At 71.2% G+C, this 15,578-nt stretch carries 15 protein-coding genes; 6 read left to right on the top strand and 9 right to left on the bottom strand.

Annotation, left to right across the window (positions count from 1 at the left end; all coding sequences use genetic code 11):
- Nucleotides 1-132 precede the first annotated feature (132 nt).
- From CRT23_RS08880 to CRT23_RS08865, 4 genes are all read left to right on the top strand, one after another.
- On the top strand, nucleotides 133-2,466 hold the full coding sequence (locus CRT23_RS08880; protein WP_055950919.1) for an NADP-dependent malic enzyme: 2,334 nt from the start codon (nucleotides 133-135) through the stop codon (nucleotides 2,464-2,466).
- A 167-nt stretch (nucleotides 2,467-2,633) separates the two neighbouring features.
- Nucleotides 2,634-3,608 carry a phosphogluconate dehydrogenase (NAD(+)-dependent, decarboxylating) gene (gene gnd, locus CRT23_RS08875; protein ID WP_103709396.1) on the top strand — a complete coding sequence of 325 codons (975 nt, stop codon included), beginning with the start codon at nucleotides 2,634-2,636 and terminating at the stop codon, nucleotides 3,606-3,608.
- A 73-nt stretch (nucleotides 3,609-3,681) separates the two neighbouring features.
- Nucleotides 3,682-4,410 (top strand): 6-phosphogluconolactonase, encoded by a 729-nt coding sequence (gene pgl, locus CRT23_RS08870; protein ID WP_103709395.1) that lies wholly within the window; start codon nucleotides 3,682-3,684, stop codon nucleotides 4,408-4,410.
- Nucleotides 4,411-4,632: 222 nt separating this feature from the next.
- Nucleotides 4,633-5,109 (top strand): hypothetical protein, encoded by a 477-nt coding sequence (locus tag CRT23_RS08865; RefSeq protein ID WP_103709394.1) that lies wholly within the window; start codon nucleotides 4,633-4,635, stop codon nucleotides 5,107-5,109.
- Between the two features lie 84 nt (nucleotides 5,110-5,193).
- Here CRT23_RS08865 and CRT23_RS28415 read toward each other — a convergent pair whose 3' ends face one another.
- The 9 genes from CRT23_RS28415 to CRT23_RS08825 form a co-directional block, all read right to left on the bottom strand.
- Nucleotides 5,194-5,361, bottom strand: a complete 168-nt coding sequence (locus tag CRT23_RS28415; RefSeq protein WP_181017295.1) for a hypothetical protein — start codon at nucleotides 5,359-5,361, stop codon at nucleotides 5,194-5,196.
- 158 nt (nucleotides 5,362-5,519) lie between these two features.
- A complete protein-coding gene (locus tag CRT23_RS08860) occupies nucleotides 5,520-5,717 on the bottom strand; it encodes a hypothetical protein (RefSeq protein WP_055950913.1) in 198 nt (65 codons plus the stop codon).
- 144 nt (nucleotides 5,718-5,861) lie between these two features.
- Nucleotides 5,862-7,133 carry an oxalate/formate MFS antiporter gene (gene oxlT, locus CRT23_RS08855; protein ID WP_055950911.1) on the bottom strand — a complete coding sequence of 424 codons (1,272 nt, stop codon included), beginning with the start codon at nucleotides 7,131-7,133 and terminating at the stop codon, nucleotides 5,862-5,864.
- A gap of 514 nt (nucleotides 7,134-7,647) precedes the next feature.
- Nucleotides 7,648-8,115: a hypothetical protein gene (locus CRT23_RS08850; RefSeq protein WP_055950908.1), complete on the bottom strand. Its 468-nt coding sequence runs from the start codon at nucleotides 8,113-8,115 to the stop codon at nucleotides 7,648-7,650.
- Nucleotides 8,116-8,202: 87 nt separating this feature from the next.
- Nucleotides 8,203-8,976 carry a DeoR/GlpR family DNA-binding transcription regulator gene (locus tag CRT23_RS08845; protein ID WP_055950907.1) on the bottom strand — a complete coding sequence of 258 codons (774 nt, stop codon included), beginning with the start codon at nucleotides 8,974-8,976 and terminating at the stop codon, nucleotides 8,203-8,205.
- Nucleotides 8,977-9,083: 107 nt separating this feature from the next.
- Entirely contained in the window at nucleotides 9,084-10,100 is a 1,017-nt protein-coding gene (gene pdxA, locus CRT23_RS08840; protein WP_103709393.1) for a 4-hydroxythreonine-4-phosphate dehydrogenase PdxA, read from the bottom strand.
- Nucleotides 10,097-11,362, bottom strand: coding sequence for a four-carbon acid sugar kinase family protein (locus CRT23_RS08835; protein ID WP_103709392.1), 1,266 nt, complete (start codon nucleotides 11,360-11,362; stop codon nucleotides 10,097-10,099). Before CRT23_RS08835 ends, pdxA begins: the two co-directional genes overlap by 4 nt.
- 1 nt (nucleotide 11,363) lies before the next feature.
- Nucleotides 11,364-12,389, bottom strand: a complete 1,026-nt coding sequence (locus CRT23_RS08830) for a 2-keto-3-deoxygluconate permease (protein WP_103709391.1) — start codon at nucleotides 12,387-12,389, stop codon at nucleotides 11,364-11,366.
- A gap of 359 nt (nucleotides 12,390-12,748) precedes the next feature.
- Nucleotides 12,749-13,492, bottom strand: a complete 744-nt coding sequence (locus CRT23_RS08825) for a sulfite exporter TauE/SafE family protein (RefSeq protein WP_055950898.1) — start codon at nucleotides 13,490-13,492, stop codon at nucleotides 12,749-12,751.
- Between the two features lie 290 nt (nucleotides 13,493-13,782).
- On the opposite strand from CRT23_RS08825, the gene CRT23_RS08820 reads away from it, so the two are divergent.
- Complete coding sequence (locus CRT23_RS08820) at nucleotides 13,783-14,100, top strand: UxaA family hydrolase (RefSeq protein ID WP_055950896.1); 318 nt, start codon at nucleotides 13,783-13,785, stop codon at nucleotides 14,098-14,100.
- 136 nt (nucleotides 14,101-14,236) lie between these two features.
- Nucleotides 14,237-15,388, top strand: coding sequence for a UxaA family hydrolase (locus CRT23_RS08815; protein WP_103709481.1), 1,152 nt, complete (start codon nucleotides 14,237-14,239; stop codon nucleotides 15,386-15,388).
- Nucleotides 15,389-15,578: the final 190 nt, after the last annotated feature.

Genomic DNA, 15,578 nt, shown 5'->3' with positions numbered 1-15,578 from the left:
CGATCCGGGCCTCCGCGCGCGGGTTGCGCCCATCCGGCAGCCGGTGCAACAGGAGCCCCCAGCGAAGATCCCGCCGATGATGGGAGACGCGCTCCGACGCCGGGGCAGCGCGCAATCCTCAGGAGGACGACCATGGGCGACAATATGTCCGACGATCTCAAGTCGGGAGCGCTCGTCTATCACCGACTGCCGCGGCCCGGGAAACTGGAGATCCAGGCGACCAAGCCCCTCGGCAACCAGCGCGACCTGGCGCTCGCCTACTCGCCCGGCGTCGCCGCCGCCTGCATGGCGATCCACGAGGATCCGCAGGAGGCCGCCACCCTCACCATCCGCCAGAACCTCGTCGCGGTGCTCACCAACGGCACGGCCGTGCTCGGCCTCGGCGATATCGGGCCGCTCGCCTCCAAGCCGGTGATGGAGGGCAAGGCCGTCCTGTTCAAGAAGTTCGCCGGCATCGACGTGTTCGACATCGAGGTGGCCCAGAACGACGTCGGCAAGCTCGTCGACGTGGTCTGCGCCCTGGAGCCGACCTTCGGCGGCATCAACCTCGAGGACATCAAGGCGCCGGAGTGCTTCGAGGTCGAGGAGCAGTGCCGGGCCCGGATGAACATCCCGGTCTTCCACGACGACCAGCACGGCACCGCGATCATCGTGGCGGCCGCCGTCCTCAACGGCCTGGAACTCGCCGGCAAGCAGCTCGGCGACGTCCGCATCGTCACCTCGGGCGCCGGTGCGGCCGCTCTGGCCTGCCTCAACCTCCTGGTGTCGCTGGGCGCCCGGGTCGAGAACATCACCGTCACCGACATCAAGGGCGTGGTCTACAAGGGCCGGCCCGAGCTGATGGACCGCTGGAAGGACGTCTACGCCCAGGAGACGCAGGCCCGGACCCTCGCCGAGGTGATCCCCGGCGCCGACGTCTTCATCGGCCTCTCGGCCGGCGGCGTGCTGAAGCCCGAATACCTGGAGAAGATGGCCGACAAGCCGCTGATCATGGCGCTGGCCAACCCCTACCCCGAGATCATGCCGGACCTCGCGCAGGAGAAGCGCCCGGACGCGATGATCTGCACCGGGCGCTCGGACTTCCCGAACCAGGTCAACAACGTCCTGTGCTTCCCCTACATCTTCCGGGGCGCCCTCGACGTCGGCGCCACCTCAATCAACGAGGAGATGAAGCAGGCCGCCGTGAAGGCGATCGCGGCTTTGGCCCGCGAGACGCCCTCCGACGTGGTCGCCCGCGCCTATGGCGGCGAGGCCCGGCCCTTCGGCCCGCGCTCGCTGATCCCGAGCCCGTTCGACCCGCGCCTGATCCTGCGCATCGCCCCCGCCGTGGCCCAGGCCGCGATGGATTCGGGCGTCGCCGGGCGGCCCCTGGAGAACGTCCAGGCCTATACCGACAGCCTCGACCGCTTCGTCCACCGCTCGGGCTTCATCATGAAGCCGATCTTCTCCAAGGCGAAGGAGAACCCCAAGCGGGTCATCTACACCGAGGGCGAGGACGAGCGCGTGCTGCGCGCCGCGCAGGCGATCTGCGAGGACAAGGTCGCGCGGCCGATCCTCGTCGGCCGGCCCCGGGTGATCGAGACCCGGATCAAGCGCTTCGGCCTCTCCCTCAAGCAGGGCGTCGACTTCGACCTCATCGATCCCGAGGACGATCCGCGCTACCGCGACTACGTCGCCACCTACCTGGAGGCCGCCGGACGGCGCGGCATCACGCCGGACGCCGCCCGCACCCTGGTGCGCACCAACAACACGGTGATCGGCGCCATCGCGGTGCGCCGCGGCGAGGCGGACGCGCTGATCTGCGGCCTCGAGGGCCGCTTCGAGACCCGCCTGCGGGTGATCCGCGACGTGATCGGCCTCGCGCCGGGCGTGCTCGACTTCGCCGCCATGAGCCTGATCGTCACCAAGGAGGGCGCCTACTTCCTCGCCGACACCCACGTGCGGCCGGATCCCAGCGCGGAGGAGATCGCGGACGTGGCCGTGGCCTGCGCCGAGCACGTCAGCCGCTTCGGCCTGACCCCGAAGATCGCGCTCCTCAGCCACTCGGATTTCGGCCAGTCGGATTCGCGCTCGGCGGTGAAGATGCGCACCGCCCTGGGCCTGATCCGCGAGCGCCGGTCCGACCTCGAGGTCGACGGCGAGATGCAGGCCGATTCCGCCCTGTCGGAGCTGATCCGCGACCGGGTGATGCCGGCCTCGCGCCTGAAGGGGGCGGCCAACGTGCTGATCCTGCCGAACCTGGATGCGGCCAACATCGCCTTCCAGTTCGCCAAGGTGCTGGCCGACGCCCTGCCCGTCGGGCCCCTGCTCATCGGCCCGGCCAAGCCCGCCCACATCCTGTCGCCCTCGGTGACCGCCCGCGGCATCGTCAACGTCACGGCCGCCGCCGTGGTCGAGGCGCAGGCGGCCGAGATCGGCACCAGCCCGGTCCTGGCCGAGCCCGGGGTCGGGCCGACCTCCGCCTGAGGGCGGCGACGGCGTCCGGCAAGGGGGTGACCCGCGCGCCGGACGCAGGGGCGGCGGCCGGACCGCCGCCTCGCCCTGGCAGGCCAAATGCGATAGCCCTTCGCGCGAGGGAGCGTGCGACGGCCGGACGCGAGTCCGGCGGCTCTTCGCGGGCACGGGAGACACGGATGCAACTCGGCATGATCGGCCTCGGCCGGATGGGCGGCAACATCGTCCGCCGGCTCCTGCGGGACGGGCACCAGGCGGTGGTCTTCGACCAGAACCCGGAGGCGGTCGCCGCCCTGGTGGCGGAGGGCGCCACGGGGGCCGACAGCCTGGAGGACTTCGTCGCCAAGCTGAGCGCGCCCCGCGCCGCCTGGGTGATGCTCCCGGCGGGCGCCATCACCGAGGCCACGGTGACGACCCTCGGGGGCCTGATGGCCCGGGACGACGTCATCATCGACGGCGGCAACTCCTTCTACAAGGACGACATCCGCCGCGCCGCCGCGCTGAAGGGCGCCGGCATCCACTACGTCGACGTCGGCACCTCCGGGGGCGTCTGGGGCCTGGAGCGCGGCTACTGCATGATGATCGGCGGCGACAGCGCCGCCCTGGAGCGCCTCGACCCGATCTTTCGGACCCTGGCGCCCGGCCTCGGCACCATCCCGAAGACCCCGGGCCGGGATGGCCGCGACCCGCGGGCGGAGGCCGGCTACATCCATGCCGGCCCGAGCGGGGCCGGCCACTTCGTCAAGATGGTCCATAACGGCATCGAGTACGGCCTGATGCAGGCCTATGCCGAGGGCTTCGACATCCTCCGGCACGCCGATTCCGAGGACCTGCCCGAGGCCCAGCGCTTCCAGCTGAACATCGGCGACATCGCCGAGGTCTGGCGCCGCGGCAGCGTGGTCTCGTCCTGGCTCCTCGACCTCACCGCCGGGGCCCTGGCCCAGGACGAGCACCTGGAGGACTTCTCCGGCTTCGTCGCCGATTCCGGCGAGGGACGCTGGACCCTGAACGCCGCCATCGAGGAATCCGTGCCGGCCAACGTGCTCTCGGCCGCCCTCTACGCGCGCTTCCGCTCCCGCGAGGAGGCGAGCTACGCCGACAAGCTGCTCTCGGCCATGCGCAAGGGCTTCGGCGGCCACCAGGAACCGAAATAACCCCGCGGCGGTCGCCCCGCGTCCCGGGGGCCTGTCCCCGGTCGCGTCCCGCCCCCACCGAGGTCCCGCGCCGATGATCCCCCTGCCCGAGGCCGCCGAGATCCTGCCCGATGCCGACGCGGTGGCGCAGGCCGCCGCCGAACGCCTCGTGGCCCTCTGCGATTCGGCGCCGCGGCCGGCCATCGCGGTCTGCCTCTCCGGCGGCGCGACGCCCAAGCGCCTCTACGCCCGGCTGAGCGGCCCGGATTACCGGGCGCGGCTGCCCTGGGAGCGCCTGCACTGGTTCTTCGGCGACGACCGGATGGTGCCGTGGACGGATGCGGCGAGCAATGTCCGCATGGCCCGCGAGGCCTTCGGCGATGCGCCGATCCCGGAGGGCCACCTGCACGGGATGGACACGGGCGGAACCCCGGAGGAGGGCGCGCGCGCCTATGCCGAGACCCTGCGGGCGTTCTACGGCGCTGCCGTCCTCGATCCCGCCCGGCCCCTGTTCGACCTCGTCCTCCTGGGCCTCGGCGAGGACGGGCACACGGCTTCCCTGTTCCCCGGCAAGCCGGCCCTGGCGGAGCGGCACGCCTGGACGGCGCCGGTGCCGGAGGCGGGGCTCGCCCCCTTCGTGCCGCGCATCACCCTCACCTTTCCGGCCCTCGCCTCGGCCCGCGAGACCCTGGTCCTCGTGACGGGCGCCGGGAAGCAGGAACCCTTACGCCGACTCGCGCGCGGCGAGGACCTGCCCGCCCGCCATCTGCGCAGTGTTGGCCGCCTGGTCTGGCTGGTCGACCAGGCGGCGGCAGGGGCCTGATCTGCGCGATCGCAGAGTTTCGTCGGTCCCGGCCGACGCTTCACTGATAAAAGATGTTGATTTGTCGGTATCGGTAGGCGAACACTTTCGGATTGCCGGAATGTCCCGGTCTCGCAACGCTGTGTCATGGGCGTGGACTCTTCCGTAGGCCTGTCCCGCCGCCCTGCCCCTCACCGGCGGTGGCGCCGCACGCCCCGGCACCGGATCGGACCGCTGCGCTCCGTGTCCGAGGCCGCGCCGCATCCGATCCTGCGCGGCATGCGCTCGGGGGCGATCGCGGGCCTCGCCCTGGTGGCCGGCCTCGGCCTGCCCATCCTGCTGGTTTTCACCGTGAAGGCCCCCTCCCCGGTCATGGACGAAGCGCCCGCCGTCGCTCGGGTCTGGGCCGCCGAGCCGGTCGCGCGGGCCGCGGCCGAGCCCCCGGTGCCCCCCCGTGCGCCTGCCAGGGGGCCGGTCGCGGCGGCGGGAGCCGGGGCCGAGCCCGTTCCGAGCCGCGACGCACGCGGCGCGGGCCCCGCCGCCCCGGCGCCGACCTCGGGGCGCGGGGACGGGAGCGGCGCGCGCTCGGCCCTCAGCCTCGACCTGATCCCGGTGCTCGACGACGCGAGCGGAGCCCTCGCGATCGAGGATCCGGCGGCGGCCGCCAAGCCGGTCCGGCCGGCCCGCGCCGCCGCGGCCAAGCCCCCCAGAACCCCCTGACGCCGTCCGCTCACGGCGCGGCATGAAAACACCCGCCGCGACGGACGCCGGGCGGGTCGAAACGTCGGGTGGGACGCGCCGCGATCAGGCGGCGCGACGGGCCGTCTGCAGGGCGTTGTCGTTGAGCGTCACGAACATGCCGGCGGAGCCCGTGTCGGCGACCGACGATCCCGTGGCCTCCGCGTCGATCAGCAGGGCCAGCATCGGGCCGATGGCGACGGCGGCCAGGCCGAGAACGAACAGGGAGAGCATCGTGGGATCCCGGGTGCGGTGCGACGGATCGTTATCGCACTGCACAACGGGGCTTGGTATGCCACAGGCCGCAAGGCGGTCATGCGGCCGGGGCCGGGCTCGCCGGCCGGGATGACGGACAGGCGCTGCCCGTCGATCCTGCGACGCCGAAGCCGCGGCTAGCGATGCACCGGCTCGGGGACGATCGGCGGCAGGGGCAGCAGGTAATAGCCGCCGACCAGCAGGATGGCCGAGAGGACCAGGCCGAGAGACGACACGTACAGCACGGTGAAGACGTCGCGATTGAAGTCGGCGGTCTGCAGCACGACGAACGCGAAGGGGATGCTCACCAGTGCGAGGAGGACGGAGAGGACCATCTCGTCACCTTCTTCGAAGCCTTGGCCGGTTGGAAGGCTGATTGATACCGCCGGGGATCGCAGGGAGCGCGGACGGCTTCGAGCCGGGCTCTGGGCCCGGCTCGCGAGAGTGGCCCCGGCCCGAGGGCCGGGACGCGGGCCGGGTCAGGCGTGGGCCAGAACCCCGGCCGGCTGGGCGACGCCCTGCGCGGCGTGGTGGCGCTTCAGCATCGGCCGCAGCACGGCGATGGCGAGGAAGGCCGCGATGAGGTCCATCACCGCCACGGTGTAGAGCACCGTCGCCCAGGTCCCGGTGGCCTGCATTAGCAGGTTGCCCACCGGCACGAACAAAGCGGCGAAGCCCTTGGCGCAGTAGAGCACGCCGTAGATCTTGCCGATGTGCTTGGAGCCGAAGGTGTCGGCGGCGGTGGCGCTGAACAGCGAGTAGACCTCGCCCCAGGCCAGGAACACGATGCCCGAGAGGATGACGAAGGCCCACGGGTTGGTGCCGAAATAGCCCAGCGCGACGATGCCGAGGCCTTCCATGGTGAAGGCGATGAACATCGTCTTCTCGCGGCCGATGCGGTCGGAGACGTAGCCGAAGAGCGGGCGCGAGATGCCGTTCATGATCCGGTCGAGCATCAGCGCGAAGGGCAGCGCGGCCATGGCGAAGAAGTACAGGTTGACCTGGAATTCCTTCACGCCGAGGTCCTGCGCGATGACGCCGAGCTGGGCCACCGCCATCAGGCCGCCCGTCACCGTGCAGGTGAACATCAGCAGCATCACCCAGAAGACCGGCGTGCGCAGGGCCTCCCGCAGGGTGTAGTCGCGCCGGGTCTGCAGCACCTTGGTGGAGAAGATCACCTCGTCCTTGGCCGGCGCGCGCAGGCCGAGGGCCGCCAGCATGATGATGCCGCCCTGGATCAGCCCGAAGATGAAGAACGCCTGGGCGTAGCTGCCCTGCGAGATCATGTTGGCGATCGGGATGATCGTCAGGGCCGAGCCCGCGCCGTAGCCGCCCGCCGTGAGGCCGACCGCGAGGCCGCGCTTGTCCGGGAACCACTTGAGGGCGTTGTTGATGCAGGTGGCGTAGACGCAACCGACGCCGATGCCGCCCGCCACCGATCCGGCATAGAAGCCGGTGAGCGAGGTGGCGTAGGAGTTGATCACCCAGGCGAGGCCGGTCATCAGGCCGCCGAACAGCACCACGCGGCTCGGGCCGTACTTGTCGATGAAGTAGCCCTCGATCGGGGTCAGCCAGGTCTGGACCACGACGAAGATCGTGAAGGCGACCTGGATCGCCGCGCGATCCCAGCCGAAGGTCTTCTGGATCTCCGGAACGAAGAGTGTCCAGGCATATTGTATATTCGCGGCCGCGACCATGCAGGCCACGCCGAGGATCAGTTGCAACCATCGATTGACGGAAGGTTTCGTCATAGGGGGCGCGGCAGCCGTCATCGCCATGAGCTGAGTTCCTCGTTTTGCTTAAGGCCGGGCAGTCAGTGCTGAATATCCCGGTCGGAATGCTGGAATGCGGCCCGCACGCCTGAGGCGAATCCTGTGGTTCACTTGCCGGGCAGCGCACTTGCATTATTTGGTATGCCACGAACCCGTGCAAGCAGAATAATTCTACAACGGGTCGCGATTTTTCGGGATTAAACCCATTGCCGGGCGCGTCTACGGGCTTGGACCCAGTCCTGACCTGGTCGATGTCGGATCACAACACGGCTCGCCGGCCGATGATCGCTGGTGCCAGATCGCAATGCTGTCCTGTGACTGGCGTGACCGCGGCTTTTACCAAGACAGGCTCCGAGAAAGCCTTCGCGGGACATTCGGCGGGATACTCGGCGGGCACTCGGCGCGAAACTCGGAGGAGCACTTGGAAGCCGCGCGGTCCGACGCGCTTGCCAGCCGGGCGCCAGGATCGGGTCGTGGCCCGGCCGCGATCCCCTTAGCGGGGCAGGCGCAAGAGACGCGGCCGCCAGATGCCGAGGACGACGTTCGCGGTGGCCACCGCCAGCAACACCCAGAGCGTGTTGCGCTCCGGCCCGAGGGTGGCCGCCAGGGTGGCGGGATCGACCCGTCCCGCCAGCGCCAGGGCGCTCTGCTCCGCCTCCTGGCGCATCGGTCCCTGCACGTAGACGAGCACGCCCTCGAACATCAGCACGCCGGTGGCGAGCTTCAGCCAGGCCCAGCCCGCGTTGAGGAAGCCGCGGTTCAGGGTCATGGCCAGCAGGCCGGAGACCAGGGTCAGCGCCAGGCTCGGCAGGACGATCCAGGTGGCGACCGCCCCCATGGCGGCCCGCGCCGCGGCGTAGCCGTCGAGGGCGCTCGGCGGCGGCGCCACGCCGAGCATGACGACGAGGGCCGCCATCGCGCCCAGCAGGCCGGTCGAGCCCATCGTGTGGAGGAACTTCATCAGGCGTCGCCGCACGGGTCCGGCCTCCGGCTCAGGAGCGGGCGATCCTAGCCCGGGCGGACGGCCCGGCGGTAGCCGGTGCGCGCCTCAAGCGTCCCGGTCGGTCGCCACGTGGATCCGGGCGCCGGCCTCGGCCAGGCGCCGCAGCTGCTCGCGTGGCTCGGCCGAATCCGTCACCAGGGTCCAGTCGCGCGGAAGGGGGGCCCAGGCGGTCTGCTCGGCGCGGCCGAGCTTGCCCGCATTGGCCAGCACGATCACCTCGCGCGCCTGGCGCATCATCAGGGACTTGAGGGCGACCTGATCGAGGCTCGCCTCGCACAGGCCGCGCCCGGCCACGACGCCGTCGGCGCTGACGATCGCCCGGTCCGCCGTCATCAGGCGCAGGGCCTCGATGGCGAGGGGGCCGACGGTGCTCATGCTGGTGGCCCGCAGGGCCCCCCCGAGCACGACGAGGTCGAGCTCCGGGGCCTCGGCCAGGAAGGGCAGCAGCGCGAGGTTGTTGGTGATGATCCGCAGCCGCCGCTTGGCGAGGAGCTGGCCGAAGGCCGCCACCGTCGAGCCGGCATCGAGGATCAGCGTGTCCCCGTCCGCCACGAGGTCGAGGGCGGCGCGGGCGATCGCCCGCTTCTCGGCGCCGTTCACCGCGAGCCGCTCGGTCAGGGTGGTCTCGGGCGGATGGCGCGTCAGGATCGCCCCGCCATAGGTCCGGCGTACCGCCCGGGTGGCGGAGAGGTGCTGAAGGTCGCGCCGGACCGTCGAGGCGGAGACCTTCAGGCGGGCCGCGACATCGTCGACGTCGATCTCGCCGACGCTCAGCGCCTCCAGCAGCAACGCCCGACGCTCCTGGCTGCGCATCGACATGGGTTCGTGGCTCTCCCGGCTTCGGTCCCTCGTCATGGCCGAGGTCGCGGCCGCTGGCCAGGGCGTTTCACCCGGATCGGCGGCCGCGGCGCGGGCGGGGCGCGGTGTCAGGCGGCGGTCGATTTCGGCGCCAGGTCGACCGCCTGGCGCAGGGCCTCGATCAGGCTGCGCTCGTCCGCGATCCCCTTGCCGGCGATGTCGAAGGCCGTGCCGTGGTCGACGGAGGTGCGAATCACCGGCAGGCCCACGGTGATGTTCACCCCCGCCTCGAGCCCCAGGACCTTGATCGGGCCGTGTCCCTGATCGTGGTACATGGCCACCACCATGTCGTAGTCGCCGCGCCCGGCCAGGAAGAACAGCGTGTCGGCGGGCAGCGGCCCGCGCACGTCCCAGCCCTTCGCCTGGCAGGCCGCGATGGCCGGGGTGATCTTCTCCGCCTCCTCGCCGCGCCCGAACAGGCCGTTCTCGCCCGCATGGGGATTGATGGCGCAGACGCCGATCTTCGGATCGGCGATGCCCGCCTTCACCAGGACGGCGTGGCCGCGGGCGATGACGCGCTCGACGAGGCCGGGCTCGATCTTCGCGATGGCGTCGATGAGGCCGATATGGGTTGTGACGTGGATCACCCGCAGCTTGGGCGAGACCAGCATCATCGAGACCTCCGGCGTGCCCGTGAGATGGGCGAGGAGCTCGGTGTGGCCGGGGAACTTGTGACCCGCGGCGTGGAGCGCCTCCTTCGACAGGGGGGCCGTGCAGATGCCCTGGGCCTGCCCGGCCTGCACCACCGCCACGGCTTTCTCGATGTAGCGGTAGGCCGCCTCCCCGGCGACCGGCGAGACTTGCCCGAACGGCAGGTCGGCCGGCACGACCTTGAGGTCGAGGCACTGCACCGCGCCGCCGTCGAAGTCCGCCTCCCCGGCCGCGGACAGGGAATCGACCGTCAGGCCGGAGCTGACGATCCGGCCGGCCTGCCGCAGGCGCTCGGCGTCGCCGATGACCAGGGGCCGGCACGTCGCCTGGACGTCGGCATGGGCCAGGGCCTTCATGATGATCTCCGGCCCGATGCCGGCGGGATCGCCCATGGTGATCGCCAGGGTCGGGCGGGTGGAGCTGGGGCCGGTCATGAGAAGCGTCCTTCGGTTCGGGCGGCGCGCAGGCGCGCGCGAATGCGGATGAGGGAGTCGGCGTCGCCGAACGCGCCGGCCTTGGTGGCGACCGGCACGGTGAGCCGTCCCAGGGTCAGGCCGAGGGAGACCCCCGGCTCGATCTCGTCGACGAGGCGGATGCCGTCGACGCCGAGGCGCGCCAGCAGCGCCGCGGCGGTCTCGCCGCCGGTGGCCGCCACGGCCCCGATCCGGCCCGCCACCGGGTCGAGGGCCTCGGCGAGGCCCCGGGCCAGGCGCGGGCCGAGGGCCATGTCGGGCTCGCCCGCGGTGGTGATCTCCACCAGGGCGTCGCCGCCGGCCTCGAGGATGGCGGCGACGCGCCCGGCGAAGGCGGCACGGCCCGGTCCGTCGTCGAGCAGCGTCTCGGAGTCCACGGGCAGGTGGGTGACGCCGTCGCATCCGGCAAGCCTGCGGGCGGCCGCGCGGCTGGCGGCCGCCAGCGAGCCGACCACGATCAGGCTGCCGAAGCGGCTCGGCGGGTGCGACCGGGGCGGGATCGCCGGCGCCGTCGGGAGGCCGGCGAGCGCATGCGCGAGGCCCGCGCTGCCGATGAAGAACGGGGCCGGCGCCACGGACAAGCCCGCGGCCGCGATCCGGCCGAGGTCGGCCTCGGTCTCGGCATCGCAGACCGCGACGGCCGGACCCGCGGCGGCGATCCGGGCGAGGTCGGCGGCGAGGCCGGGTCCGCGGACGGCCGCCAGCGGCACCGTCTCGCTGCGGATCCCCGCGCTGGCGAGGACGGTCCCGAGGTCGGCACTCGCGTAGGTGTGGTCGCGGCGCCAGACCTCCGCCGCCTCGAGGGGGCGGCCGTCCACCCGGACCCGGCCCTCCAGGGTGGTCCGGCCGGTGGCCGGGAAGGCCGGGGCGCAGATCCCGAAGGCGGAGCCGGTCCGGGCCGCCAGGACCGCCATGGTGGCGGCGGTCTCGGCGGCGGGCTGGCCCCGGAGGGTCGAATCGATCTTCTTGAACAGGACCCGGTCCGGTTCGAACCAGCGTCCCAGCAGGTCGGCGTGCCGCGCCGCCGCCGCTTCCCCGGACAGGCCGCGGCTGTCGGCATCGTAGGCCAGCACCGCGAGGTCCCGGTCGGCGACGCCCGCGGCGTCCCCCCAAGTCACCGCCGCGTCGAGGCCGCGTCGCCCGAAGGCGATGGCGCAATCGGCCGCCCCCGTCAGGTCGTCGGCCAGGATGAGCCAGCGGCGGGCCGAATCGGCGGCGGTCATGTCAGCGGCCGGCGACGGGCGGCGCGGGCGCCGCGACCTCCGGGCTCCCGGCCTCGCTTTCGATCTCGACGTCGGCCGCGCCGCCGAAGCGCCGGGAGGCCCAGGCGGTGGCGATCGGCACGAGGATCGCCGTGACCACGACGCAGGCCGCCACCAGGATCGTCGCCGGCCCGGCGGCGTCGGCATAGGCCGGATTGGCCGAGGCGACGATCGCCGGCACGGCGGCGGCGTTGCCCGCCGTCGAGGCCGCCGCGATCCCGGCGACGCCGGTCCCGCCTGTGAGCCGGTCGGCGAAGAACAGCGGGATGCCGGTGACGATCACCACGGCGACGCCCATGGCGAGACCGAGCAGGCCCGCCTGCCAGACCTTGCTCAGGTCGAGGCCGGCCCCGAGGGCGAAGGCGAAGAACGGGATCATCACGGGAATCGCCCGGCTGAGGAAGGCGCGCATCTCCCGGTCGAGGTTGCCGATGATCATGCCGACGAGGAGCGGCAGGATCGCGCCCACCAGGGTCTGCCAGGGAAAGGCCGAGAGTCCGGCGACCCCGAGGGTCACCATCGTGAGGAACGGCCCGCTCTCCAGGGACATCACGGTGTAGGCCCCGACGTCGCGAGGGCGGCCGTACTGGCCCATCAGCGCCATGTAGAGGCCCCCGTTGGTGTCGTTCATGGCGGCGACCACCGCCAGGGTGGAGAGGCCCGCGAACATGCCGGCCGCGACGGGCGCCTCGCCGAGGACCTGACCGAAGATCAGCCCGAGCAGGATGGCGATGCCGACCTTCACGATCAGCAGGGTGCCGCCCTTCTTCATGATGTAGGGCGTCGCGCGGAAGTCGATGCTGGCGCCCATGCAGACGTAGAAGACCGCCAGGATCGTCAGGGCGCCGGAGAAGAGCGCGCCGGTGAACGAGCCGAACAGCTTCGGGGTGCCGGGAAAGAAGGTGGCGATCAGGGCGCCGGCCAGGAGCGGCACCACCATCATGCCGCCGGGCACCGCCTCGATGGCCCGCTTGATCGGGATCTGCATGCGCGTTTCCTCCGTGCGCGTTTCGCGCAATTTTTTCGCTTTTGAAGATGATGCGTCGATCGTCATCGGGTGCCGATCGTGTCGAATCGCATCATTCTGCGCATAACGCGCATCACGTCAACAATTTTGCGTGATGCGCGCAACCTTGGGCGGGCGGACGGGCCGTCGTCGAAGCCCCGGCGTGCGGACCGCGCATCCGGCGGCGGCTGGATCGTTTCGCGGAGACCGCCCGGGGATCGCGAACGCTTCAGGAAGAAACGCCTCGCGGCGAGCTGAAGAAACGCCGCGCGAAATCAAGCGTCCCGACAACCTGGTATTCGGTCTTCTCCCCCCTCTCCGGGGCCAGGCCCGGCGGCGCCTCAGGGCAGCAGGCCGGGGAGCGCCAGGGCGGTGGTGGTGATGCCGATGGCGGCGAGCAGCGCCAGGACGAGGGCGCGGAACCGGCGCTGGTCGATCTGCGCGAACAGCGACAGCCCGGCCAGCACGCTGACGAGGACGATGGGGAGGCCGAGGGCGAGGTCGCCCAGCAACTCGGGCGGGAACGGGTTGAGCACGGCCAGGATCGCCAGGGACCAGACCTGCAGGACCAGGGTGAAGCTCTGGTAGACCGCCCGCTGCATGCGCGGTTCCCAGCCACGCACCAGGCTCCAGGCGGTGGGAAGCGCGCCCGACAGCCCGGCGATGCCACCGAGGATACCGCCGAGGAAGCCCACGGCGCCGTCGCTCCAGGCATTGCCGAACGGCACCCGGAAGTCGCTGCGCAGCAGCGCCACCCCGGCGCTGTAGAGGATCAGGAAGACCCCGATCAGCACCTTGATCAGGGCGGGATTGAGATCGTTGAGGAGGTAGATGCCGATCGGCGCCCCGAGGAGTCCGGGGCCGATCATCGCCAGGGCCGTCGCCCGCGGCGGCAGGGTCCGCAGCCGCATCACCGACAGGGCCTGCGAGAGGATGCTGCAGGTCAGCACCAGGGCGGTCGCCTCGACGGGCGCCCGGATCGACAGCAGGGTGCCGGAGGCCACCAGGGCGAAGGCGAAGCCCGTCAGGCCGGAGATGAGGCCGGCGCAGGCAAGGCACAGGACGATCTGGAGGGTCTCGCTCACGCGGCGTCTCGGTCTGCGGGGATCGTCGGGAGGCGGACCGGCCGGACCGCGGAACGTGAGTATTTATGTCTTATATAAGATTATGCGGGGATCAAGCCGGTGTCGATGCAGGCGATGGTCCGCTCGGGGGAAGCGGATGGCCGGCGGCGCGTTTCCCCGGGCGGGATCGCTCCGGACGCGTCCGCTGACACGAGGGGGGCGCCTTCCGGATTGACGCCGGAAAATCTCATGTCTTATATAAGACTCAGTCGCCGCAAAGAGCCGACGGCTTCACCAAGGAGGATCTCGGAATGAACAGCCACGCCGGATCGGGCGAGGGGCGGACGAAGCCGCACCTTCTCGCCCACAGCCCGCTGGACAACGTCGCGGTCGCGGTCATCGAGGGCCTCGGTGCCGACACCGATGCGTTCGGCGTCATCACCGAAAACGATTCGACCTTCGCGGTGCATGTCCGCCACGACATCCCGATCGGCCACAAGGTGGCGCTCACCGACCTGAAGGCCGGCGACACGGCCATCAAGTACGGCCAGGACATCGGCAAGATCATCAAGGACGTCGCCAAGGGCGAACACGTCCATGTCCAGAACCTCAAGACGAAGCGCTGGTGAGGTCGCGATGCCCGGAGAGACGATCATGAACGCCCCCGAGACCACCTCCCCCTTCGTCGGCGGAGCCCCCGACCAGTTCGCCACCGGCGCCCTCGGCGCCGCCCGCCCCTCGGCGGACGTCAAGGCCGCCACCTTCATGGGCTGGCGCCGCGAGAACGGCCGCGTCGGCGTGCGCAACCACGTCGTCCTCCTGCCCCTGGACGATCTCTCGAACGCCTCCTGCGAGGCGGTCGCCAACACCGTCAAGGGCACGATGGCCCTGCCCCACGCCTACGGCCGCCTGCAGTTCGGCGAGGATCTCGAGCTCCACTTCCGCACCCTGATCGGCATCGGCTCCAACCCGAACGTCGCCGCCGTGGTGGTGATCGGCATCGAGGACCAGTGGACCAACCGGATCGTCGAGGGCATCGCCAAGACCGGCAAGCCCGTGGTCGGCTTCGGCATCGAGGGGCACGGCGACATCGCCACCATCGCCAAGGCGAGCTACCAGGCCAAGCGCTTCGTGCAGTGGGCGACCGAGCTGCCCCGCGAGGAATGCCCGATCTCGGACCTCTGGATCTCGACCAAGTGCGGCGAGTCCGACACCACCACCGGCCTGTCCTCCTGCCCCACCGTGGGCAACCTCTACGACAAGCTGATCCCGCAGGGGATCTACGGCGTGTTCGGCGAGACCTCGGAGATCACCGGGGCCGAGCACCTCTGCCGCGAGCGCGCCGCCACGCCGGAGATCGGCGACAAGTGGTTCGCTATGTGGAAGTCCTACCAGGACGACGTCATCGAGGCCCACAAGACCGACGATCTCTCGGATTCCCAGCCGACCAAGGGCAACATCCTCGGCGGCCTGAGCACCATCGAGGAGAAGGCGCTCGGCAACCTCGAGAAGATCGGCCACGACTGCCGCTACATCGACGCGCTGCAGCCGGCCGAGTCCCCCGCCAGGGGGCCGGGCCTCTACTACATGGACACCTCCTCGGCGGCGGCCGAGTGCGTGACCCTGATGGCGGCGGCGGGCTACGTGGTCCACACCTTCCCCACCGGCCAGGGCAACGTCATCGGCAACCCGATCGTCCCGGTGATCAAGATCACCGGCAACCCGCGCACGGTGCGCACCATGGGCGAGCACATCGACGTCGACGTCTCGGGCGTGCTCACCCGGGAGATGACCATCCCGCAGGCCGGCGACGCCCTGATCGACATGGTGGTGCGGACCGCGAACGGACGGCTCACGGCCGCCGAATCCCTCGGCCACCGCGAGTTCGTGATGACGAAGCTGTACCGGAGCGCCTGACCGGCGGCCTCTCCCGCCGCGTTCCGGCCCGGAACGCGGCGTCCCGCCCCGACGCCATCGGGGTTTCTGCGAAGGCGGAATTTTTCGCGAAGGCGGAATTTTCGCGAAGGGATGAAGACCGCAGAGCGGCGCATCCCGTTCGAAGCGCGCGTGGGAGGAACGCCAATGCAATCAGCGCCGATACGATCCG

It is taken from the genome of Methylobacterium sp. V23, from assembly GCF_002917135.1.
GTDB lineage: Bacteria > Pseudomonadota > Alphaproteobacteria > Rhizobiales > Beijerinckiaceae > Methylobacterium.
The sequence above is the reverse complement of the archived record's forward strand: the minus strand, read 5'-3'. Positions and strand labels throughout refer to the sequence as shown.